The 25,110-nt window shown below is 66.0% G+C and carries 27 protein-coding genes; 21 read left to right on the top strand and 6 right to left on the bottom strand.

From position 1 onward, the window contains the following. Window positions 1–6 precede the first annotated feature (6 nt). The 8 genes from hisD to DBV14_RS20255 all read left to right on the top strand — a co-directional run bounded on the left by hisD (window position 7) and on the right by DBV14_RS20255 (window position 6,998). Entirely contained in the window at window positions 7–1,377 is a 1,371-nt protein-coding gene (gene hisD, locus DBV14_RS20290) for a histidinol dehydrogenase (protein WP_124461418.1), read from the top strand. Window positions 1,378–1,412: 35 nt separating this feature from the next. Continuing rightward, complete coding sequence (locus tag DBV14_RS20285; RefSeq protein ID WP_124461414.1) at window positions 1,413–2,228, top strand: hypothetical protein; 816 nt, start codon at window positions 1,413–1,415, stop codon at window positions 2,226–2,228. 7 nt (window positions 2,229–2,235) lie between these two features. Next, entirely contained in the window at window positions 2,236–2,616 is a 381-nt protein-coding gene (locus DBV14_RS20280) for a hypothetical protein (protein ID WP_124461412.1), read from the top strand. Further along, on the top strand, window positions 2,613–3,704 hold the full coding sequence (hisC, locus tag DBV14_RS20275; RefSeq protein ID WP_124461411.1) for a histidinol-phosphate transaminase: 1,092 nt from the start codon (window positions 2,613–2,615) through the stop codon (window positions 3,702–3,704). Before DBV14_RS20280 ends, hisC begins: the two co-directional genes overlap by 4 nt. Then, window positions 3,701–4,318, top strand: coding sequence for an imidazoleglycerol-phosphate dehydratase HisB (gene hisB, locus DBV14_RS20270; protein WP_124461410.1), 618 nt, complete (start codon window positions 3,701–3,703; stop codon window positions 4,316–4,318). Before hisC ends, hisB begins: the two co-directional genes overlap by 4 nt. Window positions 4,319–4,337: 19 nt before the next feature. Further along, window positions 4,338–4,994 carry an imidazole glycerol phosphate synthase subunit HisH gene (gene hisH / locus DBV14_RS20265; protein ID WP_124461408.1) on the top strand — a complete coding sequence of 219 codons (657 nt, stop codon included), beginning with the start codon at window positions 4,338–4,340 and terminating at the stop codon, window positions 4,992–4,994. A 63-nt stretch (window positions 4,995–5,057) separates the two neighbouring features. Further along, entirely contained in the window at window positions 5,058–5,801 is a 744-nt protein-coding gene (gene hisA / locus DBV14_RS20260) for a 1-(5-phosphoribosyl)-5-[(5-phosphoribosylamino)methylideneamino]imidazole-4-carboxamide isomerase (protein ID WP_013539719.1), read from the top strand. Window positions 5,802–5,819: 18 nt separating this feature from the next. Further along, complete coding sequence (locus tag DBV14_RS20255) at window positions 5,820–6,998, top strand: AAA family ATPase (RefSeq protein ID WP_124461406.1); 1,179 nt, start codon at window positions 5,820–5,822, stop codon at window positions 6,996–6,998. Between the two features lie 16 nt (window positions 6,999–7,014). Here the strand turns inward: DBV14_RS20255 and DBV14_RS20250 are convergent, their stop codons facing one another. After that, on the bottom strand, window positions 7,015–7,923 hold the full coding sequence (locus tag DBV14_RS20250) for an amino acid ABC transporter substrate-binding protein (protein WP_124461404.1): 909 nt from the start codon (window positions 7,921–7,923) through the stop codon (window positions 7,015–7,017). A gap of 11 nt (window positions 7,924–7,934) precedes the next feature. Continuing rightward, on the bottom strand, window positions 7,935–9,242 hold the full coding sequence (locus tag DBV14_RS20245; RefSeq protein ID WP_124461402.1) for a dicarboxylate/amino acid:cation symporter: 1,308 nt from the start codon (window positions 9,240–9,242) through the stop codon (window positions 7,935–7,937). A gap of 169 nt (window positions 9,243–9,411) precedes the next feature. On the opposite strand from DBV14_RS20245, the gene DBV14_RS20240 reads away from it, so the two are divergent. The 9 genes from DBV14_RS20240 (at window position 9,412) to tatC (ending at window position 14,285) form a co-directional block, all read left to right on the top strand. Then, complete coding sequence (locus tag DBV14_RS20240) at window positions 9,412–10,245, top strand: D-hexose-6-phosphate mutarotase (RefSeq protein WP_124461400.1); 834 nt, start codon at window positions 9,412–9,414, stop codon at window positions 10,243–10,245. A 26-nt stretch (window positions 10,246–10,271) separates the two neighbouring features. Further along, window positions 10,272–11,051, top strand: coding sequence for an imidazole glycerol phosphate synthase subunit HisF (hisF, locus tag DBV14_RS20235; RefSeq protein WP_124461398.1), 780 nt, complete (start codon window positions 10,272–10,274; stop codon window positions 11,049–11,051). Between the two features lie 37 nt (window positions 11,052–11,088). Further along, on the top strand, window positions 11,089–11,478 hold the full coding sequence (gene hisI, locus DBV14_RS20230) for a phosphoribosyl-AMP cyclohydrolase (RefSeq protein WP_013539725.1): 390 nt from the start codon (window positions 11,089–11,091) through the stop codon (window positions 11,476–11,478). After that, window positions 11,475–11,858, top strand: coding sequence for a phosphoribosyl-ATP diphosphatase (locus DBV14_RS20225; protein ID WP_124461395.1), 384 nt, complete (start codon window positions 11,475–11,477; stop codon window positions 11,856–11,858). The genes hisI and DBV14_RS20225 overlap by 4 nt, the downstream gene beginning before the upstream one ends. Before the next feature lie 14 nt (window positions 11,859–11,872). Continuing rightward, window positions 11,873–12,262, top strand: a complete 390-nt coding sequence (locus DBV14_RS20220; RefSeq protein ID WP_124461393.1) for a hypothetical protein — start codon at window positions 11,873–11,875, stop codon at window positions 12,260–12,262. Continuing rightward, window positions 12,252–12,611 carry a histidine triad nucleotide-binding protein gene (locus tag DBV14_RS20215; protein ID WP_124461391.1) on the top strand — a complete coding sequence of 120 codons (360 nt, stop codon included), beginning with the start codon at window positions 12,252–12,254 and terminating at the stop codon, window positions 12,609–12,611. Before DBV14_RS20220 ends, DBV14_RS20215 begins: the two co-directional genes overlap by 11 nt. A gap of 65 nt (window positions 12,612–12,676) precedes the next feature. Beyond that, entirely contained in the window at window positions 12,677–12,931 is a 255-nt protein-coding gene (tatA, locus tag DBV14_RS20210) for a Sec-independent protein translocase subunit TatA (RefSeq protein ID WP_124461389.1), read from the top strand. Between the two features lie 13 nt (window positions 12,932–12,944). Then, the gene (gene tatB / locus DBV14_RS20205) at window positions 12,945–13,403 is read left to right on the top strand and encodes a Sec-independent protein translocase protein TatB (protein ID WP_124461387.1); all 459 of its coding nucleotides are present in this window, start codon (window positions 12,945–12,947) and stop codon (window positions 13,401–13,403) included. A gap of 69 nt (window positions 13,404–13,472) precedes the next feature. Continuing rightward, window positions 13,473–14,285 carry a twin-arginine translocase subunit TatC gene (tatC, locus tag DBV14_RS20200; protein WP_124461385.1) on the top strand — a complete coding sequence of 271 codons (813 nt, stop codon included), beginning with the start codon at window positions 13,473–13,475 and terminating at the stop codon, window positions 14,283–14,285. A gap of 19 nt (window positions 14,286–14,304) precedes the next feature. Here the strand turns inward: tatC and DBV14_RS20195 are convergent, their stop codons facing one another. Continuing rightward, window positions 14,305–15,465: a trypsin-like peptidase domain-containing protein gene (locus DBV14_RS20195; RefSeq protein ID WP_124461383.1), complete on the bottom strand. Its 1,161-nt coding sequence runs from the start codon at window positions 15,463–15,465 to the stop codon at window positions 14,305–14,307. 293 nt (window positions 15,466–15,758) lie between these two features. Between DBV14_RS20195 and DBV14_RS20190 the strand changes: the two genes are divergently transcribed. From DBV14_RS20190 to pdxA, 3 genes are read left to right on the top strand one after another with little or no spacing between them, the layout of a single operon-like run. Further along, window positions 15,759–17,111 (top strand): MFS transporter, encoded by a 1,353-nt coding sequence (locus DBV14_RS20190; protein ID WP_124461381.1) that lies wholly within the window; start codon window positions 15,759–15,761, stop codon window positions 17,109–17,111. Next, window positions 17,108–17,881 (top strand): Nif3-like dinuclear metal center hexameric protein, encoded by a 774-nt coding sequence (locus tag DBV14_RS20185; RefSeq protein WP_124461379.1) that lies wholly within the window; start codon window positions 17,108–17,110, stop codon window positions 17,879–17,881. Before DBV14_RS20190 ends, DBV14_RS20185 begins: the two co-directional genes overlap by 4 nt. Beyond that, a complete protein-coding gene (pdxA, locus tag DBV14_RS20180) occupies window positions 17,878–18,924 on the top strand; it encodes a 4-hydroxythreonine-4-phosphate dehydrogenase PdxA (protein WP_124461377.1) in 1,047 nt (348 codons plus the stop codon). The genes DBV14_RS20185 and pdxA overlap by 4 nt, the downstream gene beginning before the upstream one ends. Before the next feature lie 18 nt (window positions 18,925–18,942). Here the strand turns inward: pdxA and mscL are convergent, their stop codons facing one another. From mscL to DBV14_RS20165, 3 genes are all read right to left on the bottom strand, one after another. Beyond that, window positions 18,943–19,377: a large conductance mechanosensitive channel protein MscL gene (gene mscL, locus DBV14_RS20175; RefSeq protein ID WP_124461375.1), complete on the bottom strand. Its 435-nt coding sequence runs from the start codon at window positions 19,375–19,377 to the stop codon at window positions 18,943–18,945. A gap of 59 nt (window positions 19,378–19,436) precedes the next feature. After that, window positions 19,437–21,926, bottom strand: coding sequence for a tetratricopeptide repeat protein (locus DBV14_RS20170; protein WP_124461373.1), 2,490 nt, complete (start codon window positions 21,924–21,926; stop codon window positions 19,437–19,439). A 160-nt stretch (window positions 21,927–22,086) separates the two neighbouring features. Then, window positions 22,087–23,430 (bottom strand): YadA family autotransporter adhesin, encoded by a 1,344-nt coding sequence (locus tag DBV14_RS20165; RefSeq protein WP_260397144.1) that lies wholly within the window; start codon window positions 23,428–23,430, stop codon window positions 22,087–22,089. Window positions 23,431–24,149: 719 nt separating this feature from the next. On the opposite strand from DBV14_RS20165, the gene DBV14_RS20160 reads away from it, so the two are divergent. Further along, window positions 24,150–24,956, top strand: a complete 807-nt coding sequence (locus DBV14_RS20160) for a response regulator transcription factor (protein ID WP_311732851.1) — start codon at window positions 24,150–24,152, stop codon at window positions 24,954–24,956. The last annotated feature ends 154 nt before the right edge of the window (window positions 24,957–25,110 follow it).

Here is a 25,110-nt window from a genome sequence, read left to right as displayed (position 1 = left end):
AACCCCATGACTCTGAAAGCAGCCCCCGCCCGTTTGTCCACGACTTCAGCCAGCTTCGACGCTGAATTCAAGGCGCGGCTGCATTGGTCCGCGGACGCGGATGCCGCCATCGAGAAAGTGGTGGCCGACATCCTGGCCGACGTGCAGAAGCGCGGCGACGAGGCGGTGCTGGAGTACACGCGCCGCTTCGACGGGCTCGGTGCCGCCGCCGTGTCGGAACTCGAACTGACGCAGGCCGACTTCAAGGAGGCCTTCGATTCGCTGCCTGAAGACCAGCGCGCTGCGCTGCAAGCCGCGGCCGACCGCGTGCGCAGCTATCACGAGGCGCAGAAGAAGGCCAGCGGCGAAAGCTGGAGCTACCGCGACACGGACGGCACGCTGCTCGGCCAGAAGGTCACGCCGCTCGACCGCGTCGGCATCTACGTGCCCGGCGGCAAGGCGGCCTATCCGTCCAGCTTGCTGATGAACGCGATCCCGGCGCACGTGGCCGGCGTGGGCGAAATCATCATGGTCGTGCCGACGCCCGCGAAGGGCAGCGTCGCGACCGGCGGCGCTGGTGGCCAATCGTCGGCCAAGGGCGAACGCAACGTGCTGGTGCTGGCTGCCGCCTATGTGGCGGGCGTCACGCGTGCGTTCACCATCGGTGGCGCGCAGGCCGTGGCCGCGCTAGCCTATGGCACCGCTACCATTCCTGCCGTCGACAAGATCACCGGCCCGGGCAACGCCTACGTGGCTGCCGCCAAGCGCCGCGTGTTTGGCACCGTGGGCATCGACATGATCGCGGGCCCGAGCGAAATCCTGGTGCTGGCCGACGGCACCACGCCGCCCGACTGGGTGGCGATGGACCTGTTCAGCCAGGCCGAGCACGACGAGCTGGCCCAGAGCATCCTGCTGTGCCCCGACGCCGCCTACATCGATCGTGTGCAGGCCGAAATCGACCGCCTGCTGCCCACCATGCCGCGCGCGGAAATCATCGCCGCCTCGCTCAACGGCCGTGGCGCGCTGATCCACACGAAGAGCATGGAAGAGGCCTGCGAGATCAGCAACCGCATCGCCCCCGAACACCTCGAGGTCAGCAGCAGCGAACCGAACCGCTGGGAGCCCTTGCTGCGCCACGCGGGCGCGATCTTCCTCGGGGCATTCACCAGCGAAAGCCTGGGCGACTACTGCGCCGGCCCCAACCACGTGCTGCCGACCAGCGGCACGGCGCGCTTCTCGAGCCCGCTGGGCGTGTACGACTTCCAGAAGCGCTCCAGCCTGATCGAGGTCAGCGAAGCCGGCGCCCAGGTGCTCGGCCCCATCGCCGTCACGCTGGCCGAAGGAGAGGGCCTGCAGGCGCACGCCGAAGCTGCCCGCATGCGCCTGCGTAAGATCTGACGCTCCATAAACCCGCTTCGGGAGGAGCAATCCAGATGATTCACCGTCTCTATCGTTCACGTCTGTTCAAGTTCGCGACCGGCCTCATCGCCGGCGCCGCGCTGCTGGTGGCCTGCGGCCAGCAGCCGCTGGCCGTTCGCGATGCACCAGCCACTGCAACGCAGAGCGCCGCTGCTCCCGCACCCGCGCAGCTCGGCACGCAATGGGGAGAAGGCATCGAATCGAAGGTCCGCTCGGTCACGGCCAAGCGCCTGTCCGACCAGCCGGACGACGTGGCTTCGCTGGGCTACAACGAAGCGAATGCCGTGCGCCGCACCGTGGGCAGCAACCCCGAGCGCCGCCTGAACCTGCTGCTGGCCCAGGGCGACATCGAATGGTCGGTGCTCGACGAAGACGGCCGGCCGCTGCCGCTGCAGCGCGCGCGCCGTGCCGAAGACATGTTCCGGCTGGCCGGCGTCGAAGGCGCGCGCTACACGCTGCGCTTTCGCAACCTCAGTGATCGCAGCTACGAGCTGATCGCCACGGTCGATGGCCTCGACGTGCTGAACGGCAAGCCCGGCAGCCTGCGCAACGGCGGCTATGTGCTGGGCCCGCAGCAGGCGCTCACCATCGAAGGCTTCCGCAAGAGCCAGAACGAGGTCGCGGCCTTCCGCTTTGCCGCCCCCAGCCGCGCCTACGCCGCGAACACCGAAGCCGGCGACGTGCGCAACATCGGCGTGATCGGCGCCGCGCTGTTCGAGCTCGAGCAGCCCAACGTGCCGCGCCGTGCCCGCCGCGATGCCACGCCGTCGCAGCCGAGCGCCTTCCCGGCCGATGGCGCGTACGCGCCGCCGCCGCGCTACCGCAAGTGACCTGCCGATGAAACACACCGCCGCCCATCTGTTGCCGCGCCTGCCGGCGCTGCTGCTCGCATTGGCGGCCGGTGTGATCGGCGCTGGCGCGCAGGCCATGAGCATCCGCGAACTGCGCACGCTCGAAGCCACCGAAAAAGACGGCAAGGCCTACGCCAGCTATTACCTGGTCGGTGTGCTCGAAGGCCTGCGCGAAGGCGTCGAATCGTCGCAGCGCAACGGCCAGAAGCCCACCTTCTGCGTCGAGGGACGCCGCCTTGAGCCCTCGATGGCCCGCTCGCTCTATCAAACCGAACTGACCCGCAACGCCGACAGCTACGAAGCCGACATGCCCGTGCAACTGGTCATGTCCGGCGCCTTGCGAAACAGCTACCGCTGCACCCGATGACCATCGCTCCCGACACCGCCCGCTCCCTTCAACGCATCCGCGCCGACGTGCAGTCCATGCATGCCTACGCGGTGCAGGACGCGCGCGGCTTCATCAAGCTCGACGCGATGGAAAACCCCTTCGGCCTGCCGCCCGCGCTGCAAGCCGAGCTGGGTGCGCGGCTCGGAGCGCTGGCGCTGAACCGCTACCCGGGCGATCGCGGCGCCGACCTGCAGCGCGCGCTGGCCACCCACGCGCAAATGCCCGAGGGCTTCAGCCTGATGCTGGGCAACGGCTCCGACGAACTGATCTCGCTGCTGGCCATTGCCTGCGACCTGCCCGGCGCCACCGTGCTGGCGCCCGTGCCCGGTTTCGTGATGTACGCCATGAGCGCGCAGCTGCAAGGCCTGCGCTTCGTCGGCGTGCCGCTCACCGCCGACTTCGAGCTCGACGAGGCCGCCATGCTGGCCGCCATCGCGCGCGAGAAGCCGGCCATCGTCTTCCTGGCCTACCCGAACAACCCGACCGCCAACCTCTGGGACGATGCCGTCGTCGAGAAGATCGTCGAGGCCCAGGGCGCGCAGGGCGGCCTGGTGGTGATCGACGAGGCCTACCAGCCCTTTGCCGCCCGCAGCTACATCGACCGGCTCGGCAAGCACGGCCACGTGCTGCTGATGCGCACGCTCAGCAAGTTCGGCCTGGCCGGCATCCGCCTGGGCTACCTCATGGGGCCGTCAGCGCTGATTGCTGAAATCGACAAGGTGCGGCCGCCCTACAACATCAGCGTGCTCAACTGCGAGTGCGCGCTGTTCGCGCTGGAGCACACCGAGGTGTTCGAGGCCCAGGCGCGGCAGATCCGCGAGGAGCGCGAGCGCCTGATGATGGGCCTCGGCCGCCTGCCGGGCGTCAAGACCTGGCCCAGCGACGCCAACATGGTCCTTTTGCGCGTGCCCGATGCCGCTAAGACCTTCGAGGGCATGAAGGCTCACGGGGTTCTGGTGAAGAACGTTTCTAAAATGCACGAACTGCTGGCAAATTGCCTGCGCCTCACCGTCGGAACGGCCGACGAGAATGCGCGGATGCTCGCGGCACTCGAAGCCTCACTATGACCACCCCCACCACCCTGGGCAACGCCGATCGCACCGCGACGGTCACCCGCAACACCGCCGAGACGAAGATCACCGTCAGCGTGAATCTCGACGGCACCGGCAAGGCCAAGCTTTCGACCGGCATCGGCTTCTTCGACCACATGCTCGACCAGATCGCCCGCCACGGGCTGATCGACCTCGACATCGACTGCCAGGGCGACCTGCACATCGACGGCCACCACACGGTGGAAGACGTGGGCATCACGCTCGGCCAGGCCGTGGCCCAGGCCATCGGCGACAAGAAGGGCATTCGCCGCTACGGCCATGCCTACGTGCCGCTCGACGAAGCACTGAGCCGCGTGGTCATCGACTTCTCGGGCCGCCCCGGCCTCGTGATGCACGTGCCCTTCACCAGCGGAATGATCGGCACCTTCGACAGCCAGCTCACCTACGAATTCTTCCAGGGCTTCGTGAACCACGCCTTCGTCACGCTGCACATCGACAACCTCAAGGGCGTGAACGCGCACCACCAGTGCGAGACCGTGTTCAAGGCCTTTGCCCGCGCCATGCGCGGCGCGCTGGAGCTCGACCCACGCTCGGTCGGTGTCATTCCCTCGACCAAGGGTTTGCTCTGAATCTCCCCAGCGAACAGCCATGACATCAGCTGCCAACACCGTCGCCGTCGTCGATTACGGCATGGGCAACCTGCGCTCCGTTTCGCAGGCCGTGCAGCATGCGGCCGACCAGGTCGGCGTGCAGGTCTTCGTCACCTCCGACCCCGACGTGGTGCGCAAGGCCACCCGCGTGGTGCTGCCGGGGCAGGGCGCCATGCCCGACTGCATGCGCGAGCTACGCGATTCGGGTTTGCAGGAATCGGTGCTCGAAGCCGCGGCCAGCAAGCCGTTGTTCGGCGTGTGCGTCGGCATGCAGATGCTGCTGTCGCGCAGCGACGAAGGCCCGACCGACGGCCTTGGCCTCATACCGGGTGAGGTCATCAAGTTCGACCTGGCCGGTCGCCTGCAGGCCGACGGCAGCCGCTTCAAGGTGCCGCAGATGGGCTGGAACCAGGTGCGCCAGGCCCAGCCGCATGCGGTGTGGGCGGGCATTCCCGACCAGAGCTATTTCTATTTCGTGCACAGCTTCTACGTGCGGCCGGCCGACGCCAGGCACAGCGTGGGCGAGGCGGATTACGGTGCCTGCTTTACCGCAGCCATCGCACGCGATAACATTTTTGCCACCCAGTTCCACCCGGAGAAGAGTGCGGACCAAGGGTTGCAGCTCTATCGAAATTTCCTCCACTGGAACCCCTGACCTACCATTCCCGACCGGGCCGATCCTCCAACAGCCCGGATTTCGCACACTCGCGTCACTTCCATGCTCCTCATTCCCGCCATTGATCTCAAAGACGGCCACTGCGTTCGCCTCAAACAGGGCGACATGGACCAGTCCACCATCTTCAGCGAAGACCCTGCCGCCATGGCCCGCAAGTGGGTCACCGCCGGCGCGCGCCGGCTGCACCTGGTCGACCTGAATGGCGCCTTCGCCGGCAAGCCGCAGAACCATGCGGCCATCAAGGCGATCCTGAAGGAAGTCGGCGACGACATCCCGGTGCAATTGGGGGGCGGCATTCGCGACCTGGACACCATCGAGCGCTACATCGACGACGGCCTGCGCTACGTGATCATCGGCACCGCCGCGGTCAAGAACCCGGGCTTCCTGAAAGACGCCTGCAGCGCATTCGGCGGCCACATCATCGTGGGCCTCGATGCCAAGGACGGCAAGGTCGCCACCGACGGCTGGAGCAAGCTCACGGGCCACGAGGTGGCCGACCTGGGCAAGAAGTTCGAAGACTACGGCGTCGAGTCGATCATCTACACCGACATCGGCCGCGACGGCATGCTCTCGGGCATCAACATCGAGGCCACCGTCAAGCTCGCGCAGGCGCTGACCATTCCGGTGATCGCCTCGGGTGGCCTGTCGAACATGGCCGACATCGACCAGCTGTGCGCGGTCGAGTTCGAGGGCGTCGAGGGCGTGATCTGCGGACGCGCCATCTACTCGGGCGACCTCGATTTCGCCGCCGCGCAAGCCCGCGCGGACGAGCTGGCCGGCGCCTGACGCCTTCCCCAGCAGCGCGTGCTCTCCGCGCTCGCCATTGCCAACTACCGCTCGCTGCGCCAGCTGACGGTGCCGCTCGGCCGGCTCACGGTCGTGACCGGGGCCAACGGCAGCGGCAAGTCGAGCGTGTACCGCGCGATGCGGCTGCTGGCCGATATTGCGAACGGGGGCGTGATCCGCTCGCTGGTGCGCGAGGGCGGGCTGTCTTCCACGCTGTGGGCGGGGCCTGAAAGCTTTTCGGCTGCGATGCTGCGCGGCGATGTGCCGGTGCAGGGAACACGGCGCAACGAGCCGGTCGCGCTTCGGCTGGGTTTTGCGGGCAGTGAAGCAGAAGATTTCGGCTATGCGATCGATATCGGCCTGCCGTCGTCGTCAATGCCGACGAGCTTTTCGCATGACCCCGAAGTCAAGCGAGAGGTGATCTGGAACGGCCCATGGCTGCGGCCTTCGACGCAGTTGGTCGACCGCAAAGGCGCAGCACTTCGCTTGCGCGGCGACGACAGCAAGAACTGGCTGCACGTGGGCCGACCGATCCCCGCCTTCGCCAGCATGATGACCGAGTACGCCGACCCGCATGCGGCACCCGAAATGCTCACGCTGCGCGAGCAGATGCGCTCCTGGCGCTTCTACGACCACTTCCGCTCCGATGCCGACGCGCCCGCGCGCCAGCCGCAACTGGGCACCTACACGCCCGTGCTCGCCAACGACGGTTCGGACCTGGCGGCTGCGCTGCAGACCATCCGCGAAATCGGCGATGCCGGGGCGCTCGACCGTGCCGTGGACGACGCCTTCCCGGGTGCTCGTGTCGAGGTACATGTGAATGGCGACCGCTTCGAAACCCTCATGCACCAGCACGGCCTGCTGCGTCCGCTGACCGCGGCCGAGCTGTCCGACGGCACGCTGCGCTACCTGCTGTGGATTGCCGCGCTGCTCACGCCGCGGCCGCCTTCGCTGCTGGTGCTCAACGAGCCTGAAACCAGCCTGCACCCCGATCTGCTGCCAGCCCTTGGCCGGCTCATTGCCCGGGCTGCGCGCGAGTCGCAGGTGATCGTGGTGTCGCATGCCGCACGGTTGATTGCCGCGCTCGACGACAGCGACGGCCTGCAACCCGTGGTGCTCGAAAAGCAGTTCGGCGAAACCCGCATCGCGAATCTCGACATGAGCGAGATTCCGCGCTGGGAGTGGCCTGCGCGGTAGCCGGGGTGGTGCAGGCCTACTCGGCCTTCACCTTCATCGTCTGGATGATCGTTTCCAGCTGCGCGCTCATGGGCAGGTTGATGCTTTCCCCCGAGGGCAGCTTGCGCAGGAACCAGCGCTTGTACTGCCGCTCGATTTCGCCGTCTTCCGCCAGCACCTGGAAGGTGTCGACGATCACCTTGCCCAGTTGCGTGTCGCCCTTGCGGTACATGATCCCGTAGGGGTCGTAGGAGAGGAAGTCGCCGACCACTTCGTAGTCGGCCTTGGCGGCGTCCTGCGCGATCAGCCCGTAGAGCAGCACGTCGTCGGTGGCGAAGGCATCGGCCTGTCCGCTCTTCACCAGCCCGAACGATTCCGCGTGGTCGCGCGCCACCTGCAGTTGGATGCCGAGCTTGAATTTCTCGGACAGCTCGCGCAGCGTCTTTTCGTTGGTGGTGCCGGCCGTTACCGCGACCTTCTTGCCGGCCAGGTCGCGGAACGACCTGATGGGTGCGCCCTTCTTCACCAGCACCTTGGTGCCCGAGACGAACATGGTCGGCGAGAAGCTCACGCGCTTCTGGCGCTCGAGGTTGTTGGTGGTGGAGCCGCACTCCAGGTCGACCTTGCCGCTGGCGACCGCGTCGATGCGCGAATCGGAAGTGACAGGCACCCACTTGATGGTGAGGCTCTTGTTCACCGTGTCCTCGATGGCCGTCACCAGTGCGCGGCACAGCTCGATCGAATAGCCGATCGGTTCCTTGCGTGTATTCAGGTACGAGAAGGGCACCGACGACTCGCGGTAGCCGATGGTGATGGCGCCCGTCTCGCGGGCCTTGGCCAGCGTGCCGCTCAGGAGCTCCTGCGCGTGCACCGGCAGGGCGGCAACCATCGCAACGGCTGCCAGCAGCCCGGCAAGCAAAACCGATAGCGTGGCCTTGGGCTTCATGGCGTTGCGTCTCACGCGTGGGCCGGGTGGGCGAGGGTGGCGTTGGCTTCCTCGTCGATGGCCCTGGCATTGATCTCGGCATCGCTCTCGGACAGCAGCTCGCCTTCCCACTTGGCGACCACCGCGGTGGCGATGGAGTTGCCCACGGCATTGGTGGCCGAGCGGCCCATGTCGAGGAAGGTGTCCACGCCCAGGATCAGCAGCAGCCCGGCCTCGGGAATGTCGAAGTGGTTCAGCGTGGCGGCAATCACCACCAGCGAGGCGCGCGGCACGCCGGCCATGCCCTTGGAGGTGAGCATGAGGATCAGCAGCATCGTGACCTGCGTGCTGATCGGCATGTGGATGTTGTAGGCCTGCGCGATGAACAGCACGGCGAAGGTGCAGTACATCATCGAGCCGTCGAGGTTGAACGAGTAGCCCATCGGCATCACGAAGCTGGAGATTTTTCGCTTCACGCCGAAACGGTCGAGCGCCTGCAGGATCTTCGGGTACGCGGCCTCCGAACTGGCCGTTGCAAAGGACAGCAGGAAGGCTTCCTTGATGAGCACCAGCAGCTTGAACACGCGCGGCCCGAGGAACAGGAAGCCCGCCAGCACCAGCACGCTCCACAGCACGAACAGGCCCAGGTAGAAGTCGCCCATGAACACCGCGAACTTCAGCAGGATGCCCAGGCCGTTCACCGCCACCGTGGCGGCCATGGCGGCCAGCACGGCCAGCGGCGCGAGCTTCATCACGTAGCCAGTGATCTTCAGCATGGCGTGCGACAGTTCCTCGATGGCGGCCACCAGCGTCTTGGCCTTGTCGCCGAGCGAGGCGAGCGCCACGCCGAAGAACATCGAGAACACCACGATCTGCAGGATTTCGTTGTTGGCCATGGCCTCGACGAACGACTTGGGCACCGTGTGGCTCACGAAGTCTTTCAGCGTGAACTTCGAGGTGGCCAGGTTGGCCGAGGCGCCGATGTCGGGCAGCGGCAGCCCGAGGTTCTCGCCGGGCTTGAGCAGGTTGGCCATGACGAGGCCGATGACCAGCGAGATCAGCGAGGCGGTAAGGAACCAGCCGATGGCCTTGCCGAACACGCGGCCCACCGACTTGGCGTCGCCCATGTGCGCGATGCCCACCACCAGCGTGGAAAACACCAGCGGACCGATCAGCATCTTGATCAGGCGCAGGAACACGTCGGAGACGATGGAAACGTAGTCCGCGATTTCCTTTGCGGCCTTCTTGTCGGGAAAGCTCGAGAAGATCATGTAGCCCACGATGATGCCGAGCACCATGGCGATCAGGATCCAGGCGGCCATCGGCAGCTTCTTCTTCATTGCGTATCCCCTTTGTCGTGTGTGAATGGTTTTTTTCGTGCACGGGACCGACTTGCACCTTTTGTCCCCTTGTGCAAGCAGCCACAGGGTATCCAAGAAGGCCCCGGGCACGCAATGGGCCTGTTGCCAAATCCGTGCCATGGCACCCGCGCTGCCTACAATTCCTCACATGGAAATCAGCTCGATCGAGTTTCGCGGCCAGCCCGCCCTGCGTGCCACCGGCGCTGACGGAAGCACGCTCACCGTGGCATTGCACGGCGCGCAAGTGCTCTCGTGGACCACCGCCGACGCAGTGGAAAGGCTCTATTTGAGCCCTCGCGCCGTGTTCGACGGTCAGGCCGCCATTCGCGGCGGCGTGCCCATCTGCTGCCCCCAATTCAACCAGCGGGGCATGTTGCCCAAGCATGGATTCATGCGCAATTTGCCTTGGGTGCAAGAGGCCGCGGGTACGCCGAACACACTGCGGCTGGTGCTTCGGGACGCCGAGGCCACCCGCAGGATCTGGCCGCACGCTTTTGAGGCGCGGCTCGACGTCACGCTGTCCGCCGGCCAACTGCGCACGGCGCTCACCCTGGCCAACATCGACCATGCGCCCTGGACCTTTGCCGCCGCGCTGCACACCTACCTGCGTGTCGACGACATCGCCAAGGTTCGCCTCGAGGGCCTGCAGGGCGCCAACCGCTGGGATTCGCTGCGCGACGACCGCCACGTCGAAATGGCCCCGGCGTTGCATTTCGATGCAGAGTTCGACAGCGTGTATGCCGCGCCTGCCAGGCCGCTGAAGCTGGTGCAGCCCGCCGGCACGCTCGAAATTGCGCAAAGTGCCAGCTGCAGCGAAACCGTGGTCTGGAACCCGGGTGCGCTGCTCGGTGCGAAACTCGCCGACATGCCCGAAGACGGCTACCGCCACATGCTGTGCGTCGAAGCCGCCCGCATCGACGAGCCGGTGCTGCTGGCGCCCGGCGCCCAATGGCAGGGCTGGCAACAGCTCCGCGTTCTCTGATTTCTCTTCGTCCGGTTCAAATTCCCATGCTTGCCAAACGCATCATTCCCTGCCTCGACGTCACCGGCGGCCGTGTCGTCAAGGGCGTCAACTTTCTCGAACTGCGCGACGCCGGCGACCCGGTGGAAATTGCCGCGCGCTACAACGCGCAGGGCGCCGACGAGCTCACTTTTCTGGACATCACCGCCACCAGCGATGGCCGCGACCTGATCCTGCCGATCATCGAGGCGGTGGCTTCGCAGGTCTTCATTCCGCTGACGGTGGGCGGCGGCGTGCGTACCGTGGCCGACGTGCGCCGGCTGCTCAATGCGGGCGCCGACAAGACCAGCTTCAACTCGGCCGCCATCGCCGATCCGAACGTGATCAACGACGCCTCGCAGAAGTACGGCGCGCAATGCATCGTGGTGGCCATCGATGCCAAGCGCCGCAGCCCCGAAGACGCAGCCACGCGCGGCGCGGGCTGGGACGTGTACAGCCACGGCGGGCGCAAGAACACCGGCCTGGACGCCGTCGAGTGGGCCACCGAGATGGTCCGCCGGGGCGCCGGCGAGATTTTGCTGACCAGCATGGACCGCGACGGCACCAAGAGCGGCTTCGACCTGGCGCTGACCCGCGCCGTGAGCGATGCCGTCAACGTGCCCGTCATCGCCTCGGGCGGCGTCGGCAACCTGGACGACCTGGCCGACGGCATCCAGACCGGCGGCGCCGACGCGGTGCTGGCCGCCAGCATCTTTCACTACGGCGAATACACGGTCGGGCAGGCCAAGGCCCGCATGGCCGAGCGCGGTATTCCCGTGCGCAGCTGAGCTTCAAGGGTCTTTTTCTATCCCTGACAATATGCCGATGAATTGGCTCGATGAAGTGAAATGGGACGCGAACGGCCTGGTGCCGGTCATCGCGCAGGAACAAGGCAGCAACGACGTGCTGATGTTCGCCTGGATGAACCGCGAGGCGCTCGAAAAGACCGCCGAGCTGGGCCGCGCGGTGTATTTCAGCCGCTCGCGCAACAAGCTGTGGTTCAAGGGCGAGGAATCGGGCCACGTGCAGACCGTGCACGAGATCCGGCTCGACTGCGACAACGACGTGGTGCTGCTCAAGGTCACCCAGCTTGGCCACGAGCCCGGCATTGCCTGCCACACCGGCCGCCACAGCTGCTTCTTCAGCAAATACGAAAAGGGCCAGTGGACCGTGGTCGAGCCGGTCTTGAAAGACCCGGAGTCGATCTACAAATGACGGCCACAGTGAACAACACCTCCGACGCCCTCGCTCGCCTGGCCGCGGTCATCGAGACCCGCCTGCCCGCGCAAGGCGGCGACCCCGACAAGAGCTACGTCGCGCGCCTGCTGCACAAGGGCCCCGATGCCTTCCTCAAGAAGATCGGCGAGGAAGCCACCGAAGTCGTGATGGCCGCCAAAGACGCCGACCATGGCGGCGACCGCTCAAAAATAGTGAACGAAGTGGCCGACCTGTGGTTCCACACCATGGTGGCACTGGCGCACTACGGTTTTTCGCCTGCCGATGTCGTCGCGGAGCTCGAGCGCCGCGAAGGCACCAGCGGCATCGAGGAAAAGGCCTTGCGCAAGGTGCACGCCCGCGAGGCTGGCAACGACTGAAAGGACGACATCCCATGGCCAACGACATCGTGAACGTGGAACCCGACAGCTCCCTGAAGACCTGGGGCTGGGTCAGCTACATCCTGCACCTGATCGTGGCCATCGGCGCCGTCCTGCCCGGGGCGCAAGCCTCGGTGCTGCTGCTCTTGCTGGCGCTGGTCATCGACTTCGTGAAGCGCGACGACGCGGCCGGCACCTGGCAGGCCTCGCATTTCAGCTGGCGCATCCGCTCGGTGCTGTGGGCCGGCCTGGCCTACGTGCTGACGGCCTGGCTCTGGCTGCTGTTCCTGGTGCCCGGCTGGATCGCCTGGAGCCTGATTTCGCTGTGGTTCCTCTACCGGATCGTGAAAGGCATGATCCGCATGAACGACAGCCGCCCCATGGAACCCAAAGATGTCATCTGATCCGAACTGCGTTTTCTGCAAAATCATCGAAGGCAAGATTCCTTCGCGCAAGGTCTACGAAGACGAAGACCTGTACGGCTTTCACGACATCGCGCCCTGGGCGCCGGTGCATTTCATGCTGGTGCCCAAGAAGCACATCGCCTCGATGGCGCAGCTGACGCCCGACGACGCGGCGCTGATGGGCAAGATCATGACGCTGGCCCCCAAGCTGGCCATAGAGCAGGGCTGCCGGCCCTACCCCGACGGCGGCTACCGCGTCGTTGTGAACACCGGCACCGAGGGCGGGCAAGAGGTTCACCATCTCCATGTCCATGTCATGGGCGGTCCCCGGCCATGGCTTCGCGGCTGAACCGCATTAAGCCAAACTGTCACATTTCGCCCGACTAAAATCGGACACATTCTTAGGAGTCTTCCATGGGTTCTTTTTCTATCTGGCACTGGCTGATCGTGCTGCTCGTCGTGGTCATGATCTTCGGCACCAAGAAGCTGCGGAACATGGGTTCGGACCTTGGTGGCGCCGTCAAAGGCTTCAAGGACGGCATGAAGGAAGGCGGTTCTTCGAACGACGCATCCGCCACCGCCTCGTCGGCTCCCGCCCAGCAAGTGACCGGCCAGCCGGCCAACGGCGACAAGCCGACCATCGACGTCGAAGCGCGTCAGAAGTCCTGAGCACAGGCACAACGTGTTCGACCTGGGCATTGAGAAGCTGGCGCTGATCGGCGTCGTGGCGCTGATCGTCATCGGGCCGGAAAAGCTGCCGCGCGTGGCCCGCACCGTTGGCACCTTGCTCGGCAAGGCGCAGCGCTATGTGAGCGACGTCAAGGCCGAGGTCAATCGCTCGATGGAGCTCGACGAACTGCGCAAGATGAAGACCACCGTCGAGGACGCGGCGCGCGATGTCGAGCACAGCATCCACACGGGGGCGAGCGACTTCGAAAAGCAGTTCTCCGAATCGGGTGAAACGCTTTCGGCGCTGGCCGAGCCCGAGGTTTCGGTGCCCGAGTACAGGCACCCCCGCAAGAATTGGCGCCTGAAGCAGGGCGCCACGCCGCAGTGGTACAAGGCGCGCAACGGCGTGCGCACCAAGGCGCTGTCGGGTGCGGCGCGGGTTGCCCGCTTCCGCCCCCACAAGATCAATTAGCGCACCCTAACCACCGCGTTGTTCGAGTGCCGCACGCCGGCCGACGACGCTACGCTTTCTTCTTTTCCAATGGCCGATTCCGACAACAAGAACAAAGACAAAGAAGACGAGCTGGCGGGCACCGAGCAGCCGTTCGTACAGCACCTGGTCGAGCTTCGCGACCGGCTGCTCTACTGCGTCTATGGCCTGGTGATCGCGGGCATCCTGCTGGCCATCTGGCCCGGCCCGGGCGGGCTGATCGACCTGATCGCCATGCCGATCCGTGCGCACATGCCGCCGGACGCCAAGCTCATCGCCATCGGCGTGTTCTCGCCGTTCTTCGTGCCGCTCAAGGTGCTCATGATGACGGCCGTGCTGCTGGCGCTGCCTTGGCTCATGTACCAGGCCTGGATGTTCGTGGCGCCGGGCCTCTACAGCCACGAGAAGCGCTTTGCCCTGCCGCTGATCTTCTTCGGCAGCCTGCTGGCCTATACCGGCATTGCGTTCGTGCAGTTCTTCGTGCTGGACAAGATGTTCAGCTTCATCCAGAAGTTCACGCCGGCCGCGGTGGCCGCCACGCCCGATATTTCTTCGTACGTCGAGGCCATCCTGTCGCTGTACATCGCGTTCGGCGTCGCCTTCCAGGTGCCGATCGTGGTGATGCTGCTGGTGCGCTTCGAGATGGTGACCATCGAAAAGCTCAAGTCTTTCCGCGGCTACTTCATCGTGGTGGCCTTCGTGGTGGCCGCGGTGCTCACGCCGCCCGATGTGGTGTCGCAGCTGGCGCTGGCGGTGCCGATGTGCCTGCTGTACGAAGTGGGCATCATCGGTGCCCGCTACTTCGCGAGCTCGGCCAAGAAGCCTGAAGAGGAAGAAAACGCCGATTCCTCGGCGTCTTCCTGATTCCAGCCGAGCCGGGGCTTTACTCCGGCTGGTTTGGCACTTGCCGCACCGGGCTCTTGGGCCGCAGGCCCGGCGTCACGTCCAGTTCCATCTTGTCGCTGCCGCGCTGCAGTGCAAAGCGCGAGGTGTTGCCCGGCTTCAGGCCGGCCACCGCGGTCAGCAGGGCCTGCACGTTGTCGGTCTTCTTCTCGCCCACCGAGGTGATCACGTCGCCGGGGCGAATGCCGGCCTTGGCGGCGGGGCCGTTCTGCAGCACGCCGGTGATGATCACGCCCGCGTCCGCCTTCACGCCGAAGGTCTCGGCCAGTTCGGGCGACAGGTCGCTCGGCTCGACGCCGATCCAGCCGCGGCGAACCTGGCCTTCCTTGACGATCCCTTCGAGCACGATCTTGGCCATCGACACCGGAATGGCGAAGCCGATGCCCATGCTGCCGCCCGAGCGCGAATAGATCGCGGTGTTGATGCCCTGCAGGTTGCCGTTGACGTCGATCAGCGCGCCGCCCGAGTTGCCCGGGTTGATGGCCGCGTCGGTCTGGATGAAGTTCTCGAAGTTGTTGATGCCCAGCTGGTTGCGGCCCAGCGCCGAGACGATGCCGCTGGTGACGGTCTGGCCCACGCCGAAGGGGTTGCCGATGGCCAGCACCTGGTCGCCCACCTGCAGTTCGTCGGAGTTGCCCAGAACGATCACGGGCAGCTTGTCGAGTTCGATCTTCAGCACGGCGAGGTCGGTGTCGGGGTCGGTGCCGATCACTTTGCCGCGCGCGTGGCGGCTGTCGTTCAGCGTGATCTCGATCTCGTCGGCGCCCTCGACCACGTGGTTGTTGGTGAGGATGTAGCCGTCGGGGCTGACGATCACGCCGCTGCCCAGGCCCACCTGGGGCTGGTCGTCCTGGTCGCCGAAGAAGAAGCGGAACCACGGGTCGTTGCTGCGCGGATGGCGCTGCGCGGCCTTGCTGGTGTTGATGCTCACCACCGCGGGCGACGCCTTCTTGGCCGGAATGCTCAGGCTGCCGGGCGTCGGTACGGCCGGGCTGCCGGCCGGTGCCTCGACGATCGACACCACGCCGCCCAGCGAGGTCGCGCGCTTGTTGAGCCATTCGGGCTTGAGCGTCGCAACGACGAAGTAGGCCGCCAGCAGGACGGTCACGGCTTGGGCAAAGAGCAGCCAGGTGCGTTTCATGAAGATTGAATGCAAGACAGGAAAGAGAGCGCCATCCGGGGCGCGGTATTGCCTGCAATTGTCCCTCAAGGGCGCAGCCAGAAACCTCGCGGGGCGGTCGAGTTTGGCGCGCCGCGCCTGCGTGAATCCGGGATAACCCCTAGCATCACGGGTCGGTCTACCCGGCCCGTGTTCCCCGGCCTCCCGCGTCGCCCACCCGGCGGAAGCGGCCAGGCGTTTCGTCGCTGCGCTCTTTTTTCCGCCCCCGCCCGCCGGGGAGCCTGGCGCACGCGCTCACGATTTCCCTGCCAGCCATGACCTCAGAAACAACTCACCCGGTCGGCGCGCAGCCGGTACCGGCGCGCACCCTCGATTCCAGCGACTACAAGACGCTCGCCCTGTCCGCCCTCGGCGGCACGCTGGAGTTCTACGATTTCGTCATCTACGTCTTCTTTGCCACGGTGCTGGGAGCGTTGTTCTTCCCGGCCGACATGCCCGACTGGCTGCGCCAGCTGCAGACCTTCGGCATCTTCGCGGCCGGCTATCTGGCCCGGCCGGTGGGCGGCATCGTCATTGCGCATTTCGGCGACATCTTTGGCCGCAAGCGCATGTTCACGCTGTCGATCTTCCTGATGGCCGCGCCCACGCTGGTCATCGGCCTGCTGCCGACCTACGCGAGCATCGGCATCGCGGCGCCCCTGTTGCTGTTGCTGATGCGCGTGCTGCAGGGCGCGGCCATCGGCGGTGAAATGCCCGGCGCCTGGGTGTTCGTGGGCGAGCACGTGCCCGGCAAGCACTACGGCTTCGGCATCGGCCTGCTGACATCGGGCATCACGGGCGGCATCTTGCTGGGCTCGCTGATCGCCGTGGCCATCAACCGCCACTATTCCCCGGAGCAGGTGAGCGACTTCGCCTGGCGCATTCCGTTCATCCTGGGCGGCGTGTTCGGCCTGGTGTCGGTGTACCTGCGCCGCTTCCTGCACGAGACGCCGGTGTTCAAGGAGCTGGCCGGCCGCAAGACGGTCGCGCGCGAGCTGCCGCTGCGTACCGTGCTGCGCGAGCATCGCCTGGCCAGCGTGTACGTCGCGCTGCTGACCTGGGTGCTGTCGGCCGCCATCGTCGTGGTGGTGCTGTACACGCCCACCTACCTGCAGAAGGTGCACCACATCCCGGCCGCGCTGGCGCTCGAAGCCAATGCGCTTGCCACGCTGACGCTGACGATCGGCTGCGTGCTGGTCGGCTGGGCCAGCGACCGCATCGGCACCCGCGCCGTGATGCTGATCGGCTGGGCCGGCCTGTTTGTCACGGCCTACATGTTCTACAGCGGGCTGCCCGGCACGCCGGCCACGATGTTCTGGCACTACGGCCTGGTGGGCCTGTTCGTGGGCACCATCGCCACGGTGCCGATCGCGGGCGTGCGCGCCTTCCCGGCGCCGGTGCGCTTTACCGGGCTCTCGTTCGCCTACAACATGTCGTACGCGGTCTTTGGCGGGCTGACGCCGGTGATCCTCACGCTTTGGCTGCAACACGACACGATGGCGCCGGCGCATTACGTCGCGGCGCTGGCGGGTGTGGGCTTCCTGCTGGCGCTCTGGCCACTGGCCGCGCGCGGCCATGCCATGCGGCACGGCGCCGCCCCCGTGGCGGGCGCGACAATGTCGCGATGAGCACCACCCGCCAAGAACTGCTTCACGCATTCGACCTGCTGCTGGCCCCCGGGCGCTTCAAGGACTACGGACCCAACGGCCTGCAGGTCGAGGGGCGCACCGTGGTCCGCAAGATCGTCTCGGGCGTGACCGCCAGCCGCGCGCTGATCGAAGCCGCCATCAGCGCCGAAGCCGATGCCATCTTCGTCCACCATGGCCTGTTCTGGCGCGGCCAGGACGGCTGCGTCACCGGCTGGATGAAGCAGCGCCTGGGCCTGCTGCTCGGCGACGACATCAACCTGTTCGCGTATCACCTGCCGCTCGACGCGCATCCCGAGCTGGGCAACAACGCGCAGCTTGGCCTGCAACTGGGGCTCGTGGCCCATGCGGGCTCGACCGGGCGCTTCGGCGAGCAGGAACTGGGTTTTCTGGGCGCGCGTGCAAATGGCGAGAGCTTTGCCAGCGCCAAGGTGCTCTCCGCGCATGTCGAAAAGGTACTGGGCCGCCCGGTAACGCTCGTCGATACGGCGCATCGCGCTATTAAAAATATAGCCTGGTGCACCGGCGGCGCCCAGGGCTACTTCGAGGCCGCCATTGCGGCCGGTGCCGACGCCTTCATTACTGGCGAGATTTCGGAGCCGCAGGCCCACTACGCGCGCGAAATGGGCGTGGCCTTTCTCGCCTGCGGGCACCACGCGACCGAGCGCTACGGCGCGCCGGCGGTGGCGGGGCATGTGGCGGCGCAGCTCGGGCTGGTGCACGAGTTCATCGACATCGACAACCCGGCATGAGCACCGCAGCCATTGCCATCACGCTGGGCGACCCCGCGGGCATCGGCCCCGAGATCATCGTCAAGGCGTTTCGCGACGCACCCGATGCGACGCGCGGCACCTTCGTCGCGGGCGACGTTGCCACCGTGCGCCGGGCATCGCAGGCCCTGGCGTCGCCGGGGCAGCCAGCCTGGCCCGTGCTGGAAATCGAATCCGTGGCCGAGGCTGCGACGGTGCCGCCCGGCTGCATCCCGGTGCTGCAGGTGATCGCCGCGCCGGCGACTCCCATCGAACTGGGCCGGATCAGCGCCGAGGCCGGCCGGGTGGCGGGCGAGTGCGTGGTCTGGGCCGCGCGGGCCGCGTTGCGCGGTGAAATTGCCGCCATCGTGACCGCGCCGCTGCACAAGGAGGCGCTGTCGGCCGCTGGCTTCCCGTACCCGGGCCACACCGAACTGCTGCAGGCCGAGGCCGCCGCGCACCTGGGCCGCGGCGTGGCCGACGTGCCGGTGCGCATGATGCTGGCCAACGACGAGCTGCGCACCGTGCTCGTCAGCATCCACATGTCGCTGCGCCATGCCATCGAGGCCGTGCGCTTCGACGGCGTGCTGGAAACGCTGCGCATCACCCACAGGGCACTGACGCACGCGCTGGGCCGCGTGCCGCGCATCGGCGTCGCGGGACTGAATCCGCACGCGGGGGAGGGCGGCCTGTTCGGTACGGAAGAGCGCGAGATCATTGCGCCGGCCGTCGAGGCCGCGCGCGCCGAGGGCATCGACGCCAGCGGGCCGTTTGCGCCCGACACGGTGTTCATGCGCGCGCGTGCCAAGGCCGGCGTGCCGTCCAGCGGCGAGTTCGACGTGGTGATCGCGATGTACCACGACCAGGGCCTGATCCCGGTCAAGTACCTTGGCGTGGAGAAGGGCGTGAACGTGACGCTGGGGCTGCCGCTGGTGCGGACCAGCCCCGATCACGGCACCGCGTTCGACATTGCCGGCGCGGGCCTTGCCGATGCGTCGAGCCTCATCGAGGCGCTGCGCATGGCCAGGACCCTGGCCGGCGCCTGATGAGGCCGGGCCGCTCGCTCAGGAGGGGCGCTTCAGGCTGTCGCGGATTTCGCGCAGGAGCGTGATGTCTTCCGGCGTGGCGGCCGGAGCGGCGGGCGCGTCGGCTTCCGTTTTCCGCAGCCTGTTGATCTGCTTGACCATCATGAAGATGATGAAGGCAAGGATCACGAAGTTGACCGCGATGGTGATGAAGTTGCCATAGGCCAGCACCGGAACGCCGGCCTTCTTGAGGTCTGCCAGCGTGTTGGCCACGCCGGCCGGTGCGGTGCCCAGCACCACGTAGAGGTTCGAGAAGTCGAGCCTGCCGAACACCACGCCCACCAGCGGCATGATGATGTCGGCCACGAGCGAGTCGACGATCTTGCCGAACGCGGCACCGATGATCACGCCGACCGCAAGGTCGATCACGTTGCCCTTGACGGCAAATTCCTTGAATTCACTGAGGATGCTCATGATTCAAAAGGCTGCTGGAGCTCTGCTGTTGAAGGAGGCCTGAGTATGCCCGCGATTGCTCACTTCTCCAGTGGGCGCGGTGCCACGCTCACGTGCTCGGGCGGCAACCCTTCACGGCTGCGCGCGGCGATTTGCCTGAAGCCGTCTTCCAGGTGCCGCACGAGGCGCGGCGTGTCGAAGTAGCCGCGGCGCGCTTCCTTGGCGGCAGCGAGCCGTGCGCGCAGCGCGGCCAGTTCGTCGGGATGCGTGGCGTAGTGAATGGCCTTCTGCACGTATTGCGCATGGTTCGTGGCCACCAGTTCGGGCAGGCCGATGGCACCCAGCAGGCTGCCGGCCATGCGCGACACCATCGTCGAGCCCGAGAGCGCGAGCAGCGGCACGCCGGACCACAGCACGTCGTTCGCGGTGGCGCCGCTGCTGTAGGGGAAGGTGTCGATGAACAGGTCGGCCAGGCCGATGCGTGCCAGGTGCTGGTCGACCGGCATGCGCGGCGAAACGATCAGCCGTTCGGCTGGCAGGCCCGCCTTTTCCCAATGCGCGCGCAGGTTCTTTTCGAAGCCGTTCGGCCCTTGTGCCAGCCACAGCACCGAGCTCGGAATGCCCTGCACGATGCGCACCCAGGCATCGAAGGTTTCCGGCTGGATCTTGAAAGACTGCGAGAAGTTGCACAGCACGAACGCGTCTTCCGGCAAACCGTGCCCGGCGCGCGTGGCCTTGTGCGGATTGACGGGCCGCTTCGTGTCGATCACCTGGAAGGTCTCGGGCAGGCGCAGCAGCTTCTCGGTGTAGCAGTCTTCCGTGCCCGGTGGCGAGAGGAAGTTGTCGGACACCAGGTAGTCGTAGCTCGGCGTACCGCTGGTGCCCATGTAGCCCAGCCACATCAGTTGCGCGGGGGCCGCGTGGTAGGCCATGACCTGCGGCTTGGCGCCGCGCGTGTCGCCCGAGAGGTCGATCAGGATGTCGATGTCGTCCTCGCGGATGCGCTCGGCCATCTGCCGGATCGACTGGCCGTGCATGTCGATGAAATGCTCGACCGACGCGGCGATGCGCGCGCGCGCCGGGTGGCCGTCGTCGGGACCGTACGAATAGGCGAAGACTTCGAAGTCCTTCCGGTCGTGCTGGGCGAACAGTTCGGCCGTCAGATGGGCGACCGGGTGGTTGCGGAAGTCGAACGAGTAGTAGCCGACACGGATGCGCGGCGAGGTGCGGCGCGCGCCGGCATCGGCGAAGGGCTTGATGTTCAGCGTCTTGTCGGCCAGCGTGGCCGAGCGCTCTGTCCAGGTCCTCAGCCGCCGTGGGTCGTCGTAGTTCGACATCAGGATGAACGACGACACCCCCTGCGCGTTGTGCGGGTTGTCCAGGTTCGCCGCGATTCTTGCGCGCAATTCAGGCACGCCGTTCCAGTTGGCGATGTGCGTCTTTTCGCCCAGCAGCCACACCATGGCCGACATGAAATCCGGATCGTCGCGCAGGCATTGCTCGAACTGTGCAATGGCCGCTTCCGACTGGCCGGCCATGATGTAGGTCACGCCCAGGTTGCAGCGCGCGAGCACCTGGTGCGGATGCAGCACCAGGGTCTTCTTGAGGATTTCGATGGCCGAGTCGTACTGTCCCAGCCGGAAATTCGTCGTGCCGAGATTGTTCAGCAGCGCCTCGTGCTCCGGAAGGGATTCCAGGGCCAGCCTGTACAGCTCGCCCGCCTCGGCGAAGCGCATCAGAACGCCTTCGAGGGCGCTGCAAACGCCATAGAGCGCGGCCATGCCTTCCGGGTCGGACAGTGCCTTGCCGCGCACTTCCGCGGACGCGTTGCGCATGGCCCGCTGCATCGGCGCGATGGCGTCTTCATTGCGGCCACAGCCGAGCAGGGCGCGGGCCAGCAGGTAGGCGGCCTCGAAGTCGGGCGGCTCCGTCTGGGCCTGCTCGAGCGATGTCAGGGCTTGTGCCCAGTCTTTCTGGTGTGCGCGGATCTTGCCGATGTTCTTGTGCGCGACCACATAGGTCGGGTCGAGCTTCAGCGCCTGCTGGAACTGCCCGATGGCTTCATCGAAACGGTCCTGCTCCATATCGATGGCTCCAGCGTTGTTCCATGCCGCGGGCGCTTGTGGCGCGAGCCGCGTGGCCTCGCCGGCGGCCTCGCGCGCATGCCGGAATTTCTTTTGCTGCCGGTAGACCGCGGACAGGTTGATGTAGGCCTCGGGGTAGTTCGGCAATGCCTTGAGCGCGCGCCGCAGGTCTTGATGTGCTTCGGCCAGCAAACCCATGTGCATGAAGATCGTCGCGCGGGTATTGAAATAGAAGTGATGCGGCGATTGCGCAATGGCCCGGTTCACGTAGTTCAGCCCAAGCTTCGGCCGGCCTTGCCGATACAGGGCTTCGCCGGTCAGGTGAAGCGCATCGGCATGCTCGGGAAAGTGGGAGAGCAAGGCCTCGTAGACCCGCAGGGCTTCCGCGAACCGGCCCACGCGGTGCAGCGACAGCCCCTGTTCCAGAAGGTGGGCGGCATCGCTGGTGGAGGCAGCAGCAGCGGGCGCGCGTGAAGGTGAGTTCATGAATCCGTGCAGTGAACGGGTCAGGAGGTCGGCCGCGGGAACGCCGGCCTTGACACAGGTGACAAAGGCCGGTCACCCAGTATAGGGGCTGGCCTTTCGTGCTTGCTTCATCCGAAGGCCTGCCCGCGGCGCCTCGACGCCACGGGCAGGCCCGGCTGGCTTACCAGGACCAGGAGGCGCCCACGCCGCCGCCGACCTTGCCGCTCTGGCCCGTGCCGACGTTCAGCTTGATCTGCGCCGATTCGCTCAGGCGGAAGCTGATGGCGGCTGCGATGGCCGAGCGGCCATCGTAGGAGCCCACGCCCACGCCCACGCCGAACTGCTTGCCGGCTTCGAGCGCTGGCACGGAGGCGGCCGCCAATGCGATGGATGCGCCTGTGCTGCCTGTCTTGCGCGCGTCCTGTGCTTCGGCGCGCACCTGGTTCAACTGCTGCATGTTGGCGGCGTCCGTCGGCAGAATGCCGGCCGACACGTTCTGCACGCGTCCGTTCGCCACCATGCCGTTGCCTGCCGTGATCGTGCCGCCCGCCGTCACGTTGCCGGTGACGTTGACCGTGCCCGCGTTCAACGTCGTGACATTGCCCGTCACCGCGTTGATCGTCGTGATGTTGCCGGTCTGCGTGTTGAGCACCGTGATGTTGCCGTTGGCCGCGGTGATCGTCTGGAAGTTGCCGGTAGTGGCGTTGACCGTGTTCGCGTTCACCGTGCCGGCGTTCACCGTCGTGGCGCTGACTGTGTTGGCGGTCAGTGCGTTGATGGTGGCGCTGGCTGCCGACAGGTTGGTCGTCGTGATGTTGGTCGCGCTGAGGTTGTTGATGGTGCCGTTGGCCGCAGTGAGACTGGTGGTCGCGAGATTGGTGATCGTGCCGTTGGCAGCGGTCAGGCTGGTCGTTGCAAGGTTGGTGATCGTTCCACTGGCCGCAGTGAGACTGGTGGTCGCGAGATTGGTGATCGTGCCGCTGGCAGCGGTCAGGCTGGTCGTTGCAAGGTTGGTGATCGTTCCACTGGCTGCAGTGAGGCTGGTGGTCGCGAGGTTGGTGATCGTGCCGTTGGCAGCAGTCAGGCTGGTCGTTGCGAGATCGGTGATCGTGCCGTTGGCAGCGGTGATGGTGTTGGCGTTGACGGTGCCGATGTTGCCGACGGTCGCATTGACCGTGGACGCATCCACCGTGGTGGCGCTCAGCGTCTGGATGGTGCCGTTGGCAGCAGTCAGGCTGGTCGTCGCGAGATCGGTGATCGTGCCGTTGGCAGCGGTGATGGTGTTGGCGTTGACAGTGCCGATGTTGCCGACGGTCGCGTTGACCGTGGACGCATCCACCGTGGTGGCGCTCAGCGTCTGGATGGTGCCACCAGCGGCGGTCAGGGTCGTGGTGGTGATGCCGGCTCCGGCGTTCAACACACCACTGTTGCTGCTTGTGATGTTCAGGATGCCAAGGCCCGGCGGATCGACAACCACGGAAACACCGCCGATGGAGACCTGTGCATGCACCACAGGCAATGTCATCACATACCCCGCACCCACAAGGACCGATGCAAGCAGTCGGCTGATGCCTGCGTGACGCGTGTTGATTGAAGAGCGTGTGGAAGCGCGCTTGGCAGTAGTCATTTGGACTTTTTTCCTTGATGAATCGGTTGCAACTTCTGGGCTTCCATGCGCCCTCGTCGCGTGAAAGCAGGGTTGGGTTTCATTGCGTTACCCAATGCAACCGATGCTAGGAATGGGGTGTCTTGCTGAACATCACCGGTATCCGTAGTTCTTGAACTGAATGCGGTGTTCGATGCGTCATCGAAAAAATGAAGAGACCTTCGCGAAGCCAATGCCCATGCGGCTTCGCGGGCATCGCGCAAAACATCGGGCGAGGTCCCGGCACGCAAATTCGAGCGTGTGTCGTGTGGCGCGGTGCTACGTAACGCGCGTGCCGATTCGCACGTAACAACGACGCAAAAACAGCCCTCCGAAGGGCCGTTCAGGGCTGTGTTTTGCAGCCCGTTTTTGGCAATTTCTTCAACGAAATCAAAGTACTACACGCATTGGCGCGCGGGTGCCGCCCGGCGCTTCTTCGCGCGGGCATCGTTCCTGCGGTATCTGAAACGAAAGTCAACATTTCGAAGCTACCCATGGGTAGCAACAGAGCCAGAGGGGCGTCGCGTGGTCAATTCGTTTTTGAGCATTGCCAATGCATACATGGACACGGTCCGCCGTGCCATTGCGGGAGAGCTGTCATGGACATGAGCATCCCTTGCGCCGTTGCGCAGCCGATCAGTTCAGCTGCGCAGTTGTATGGCGGTGTGTTCCACGCCGCGCTGATCGTTGCCGAGGACATTGCGGTGGCCGAACGCATGCGGCACATCCTTGCCGAGCTCGCGCCGCGCCGACGCATCGTGGTGGCATCCAGCCGCGCCGAAGCCTGCAACCTGCTGGCCTCGCTGCCTTACGACCTTGTGCTGGTCGACATGCGCCTGCCGCGCGGCGACGGCGTGTCGCTGCTCGTGCATGTGCGCCAGGCTTATCCGCGCATCGAAAGCATCGGCATGTCTGCCGCGGACGATCCCGAGATGGTGAGTGCCGCGATTGCCGCCGGCGCCATCGGCTACCTGCTGACCGAAGCCGACGAGATCGAGCTGACCTATCTCTTGCGTTCGATCGAGCGCGGCGGTGCGCCGATGGATTCGCGCATTGCGCGGCGCATCCTCTCGTCGATTGCCGCATCGGCGAAGACCCGGACCATCGAGCCGATTCGCGTCCAGGCGCCGGCAGTGAATGCCGCGCATGCCGTGAACGCGGTGAACGCGGTGAACGCGATGGGTACGGACACCGGCGAGAAGATTCCGCGCGGCCTGCTGTCGCCGCGCGAACTCAAGGTGCTGCGCCTGATTGCCCAGGGCTGGAGCAACCGGCAGATCGCCGAGGCGGTCTACCTGTCGGTCAACACCATCGAGTTTCACGCCAAGAGCATCTACCGCAAGCTGTCCGTGAAGTCGCGCACCCAGGCAGTTCACGAGGCGATGCAGCACGGTCTTCTGAACTGAAGACCGGACGGCGACGGCCACCGTCGCCAGCCGGGCGCGGTCCGTGGGCGCACCTTGCCGCCCACCCGGACGCGGGCCGGACACGCGGCCACCGTTGAATTCTCCCCCAGCGCCCCGCTACAATCGCGGGTTGACCCTGCTCAAGCCAAGGGTT

The organism is Variovorax sp. KBW07 (genome assembly GCF_003852515.1).
In the GTDB taxonomy this organism is placed as follows: domain Bacteria; phylum Pseudomonadota; class Gammaproteobacteria; order Burkholderiales; family Burkholderiaceae_C; genus Variovorax.
This window is presented reverse-complemented; position numbering and strand designations above follow the sequence as displayed.

Excerpts from the sequence above, each read along its gene's own strand:
- DBV14_RS20215 (WP_124461391.1), top strand. The coding sequence starts at position 12,252 with ATGTCATCTGATCCGAACTGCGTTTTCTGCAAAATCATCGAAGGCAAG.
- DBV14_RS20190 (WP_124461381.1), top strand. The coding sequence starts at position 15,759 with ATGACCTCAGAAACAACTCACCCGGTCGGCGCGCAGCCGGTACCGGCG.
- hisA (WP_013539719.1), top strand. The coding sequence starts at position 5,058 with ATGCTCCTCATTCCCGCCATTGATCTCAAAGACGGCCACTGCGTTCGC.
- DBV14_RS20240 (WP_124461400.1), top strand. The coding sequence starts at position 9,412 with ATGGAAATCAGCTCGATCGAGTTTCGCGGCCAGCCCGCCCTGCGTGCC.
- hisI (WP_013539725.1), top strand. The coding sequence starts at position 11,089 with ATGAATTGGCTCGATGAAGTGAAATGGGACGCGAACGGCCTGGTGCCG.
- hisD (WP_124461418.1), top strand. The coding sequence starts at position 7 with ATGACTCTGAAAGCAGCCCCCGCCCGTTTGTCCACGACTTCAGCCAGC.
- tatA (WP_124461389.1), top strand. The coding sequence starts at position 12,677 with ATGGGTTCTTTTTCTATCTGGCACTGGCTGATCGTGCTGCTCGTCGTG.
- pdxA (WP_124461377.1), top strand. The coding sequence starts at position 17,878 with ATGAGCACCGCAGCCATTGCCATCACGCTGGGCGACCCCGCGGGCATC.
- DBV14_RS20245 (WP_124461402.1), bottom strand. The coding sequence starts at position 9,242 with ATGAAGAAGAAGCTGCCGATGGCCGCCTGGATCCTGATCGCCATGGTG.
- tatC (WP_124461385.1), top strand. The coding sequence starts at position 13,473 with ATGGCCGATTCCGACAACAAGAACAAAGACAAAGAAGACGAGCTGGCG.
- hisF (WP_124461398.1), top strand. The coding sequence starts at position 10,272 with ATGCTTGCCAAACGCATCATTCCCTGCCTCGACGTCACCGGCGGCCGT.
- hisC (WP_124461411.1), top strand. The coding sequence starts at position 2,613 with ATGACCATCGCTCCCGACACCGCCCGCTCCCTTCAACGCATCCGCGCC.
- DBV14_RS20225 (WP_124461395.1), top strand. The coding sequence starts at position 11,475 with ATGACGGCCACAGTGAACAACACCTCCGACGCCCTCGCTCGCCTGGCC.
- DBV14_RS20170 (WP_124461373.1), bottom strand. The coding sequence starts at position 21,926 with ATGAACTCACCTTCACGCGCGCCCGCTGCTGCTGCCTCCACCAGCGAT.
- DBV14_RS20160 (WP_311732851.1), top strand. The coding sequence starts at position 24,150 with ATGGACATGAGCATCCCTTGCGCCGTTGCGCAGCCGATCAGTTCAGCT.
- DBV14_RS20195 (WP_124461383.1), bottom strand. The coding sequence starts at position 15,465 with ATGAAACGCACCTGGCTGCTCTTTGCCCAAGCCGTGACCGTCCTGCTG.
- hisB (WP_124461410.1), top strand. The coding sequence starts at position 3,701 with ATGACCACCCCCACCACCCTGGGCAACGCCGATCGCACCGCGACGGTC.
- DBV14_RS20220 (WP_124461393.1), top strand. The coding sequence starts at position 11,873 with ATGGCCAACGACATCGTGAACGTGGAACCCGACAGCTCCCTGAAGACC.
- DBV14_RS20250 (WP_124461404.1), bottom strand. The coding sequence starts at position 7,923 with ATGAAGCCCAAGGCCACGCTATCGGTTTTGCTTGCCGGGCTGCTGGCA.
- mscL (WP_124461375.1), bottom strand. The coding sequence starts at position 19,377 with ATGAGCATCCTCAGTGAATTCAAGGAATTTGCCGTCAAGGGCAACGTG.
- DBV14_RS20280 (WP_124461412.1), top strand. The coding sequence starts at position 2,236 with ATGAAACACACCGCCGCCCATCTGTTGCCGCGCCTGCCGGCGCTGCTG.
- hisH (WP_124461408.1), top strand. The coding sequence starts at position 4,338 with ATGACATCAGCTGCCAACACCGTCGCCGTCGTCGATTACGGCATGGGC.
- DBV14_RS20285 (WP_124461414.1), top strand. The coding sequence starts at position 1,413 with ATGATTCACCGTCTCTATCGTTCACGTCTGTTCAAGTTCGCGACCGGC.
- DBV14_RS20185 (WP_124461379.1), top strand. The coding sequence starts at position 17,108 with ATGAGCACCACCCGCCAAGAACTGCTTCACGCATTCGACCTGCTGCTG.
- DBV14_RS20165 (WP_260397144.1), bottom strand. The coding sequence starts at position 23,430 with ATGACATTGCCTGTGGTGCATGCACAGGTCTCCATCGGCGGTGTTTCC.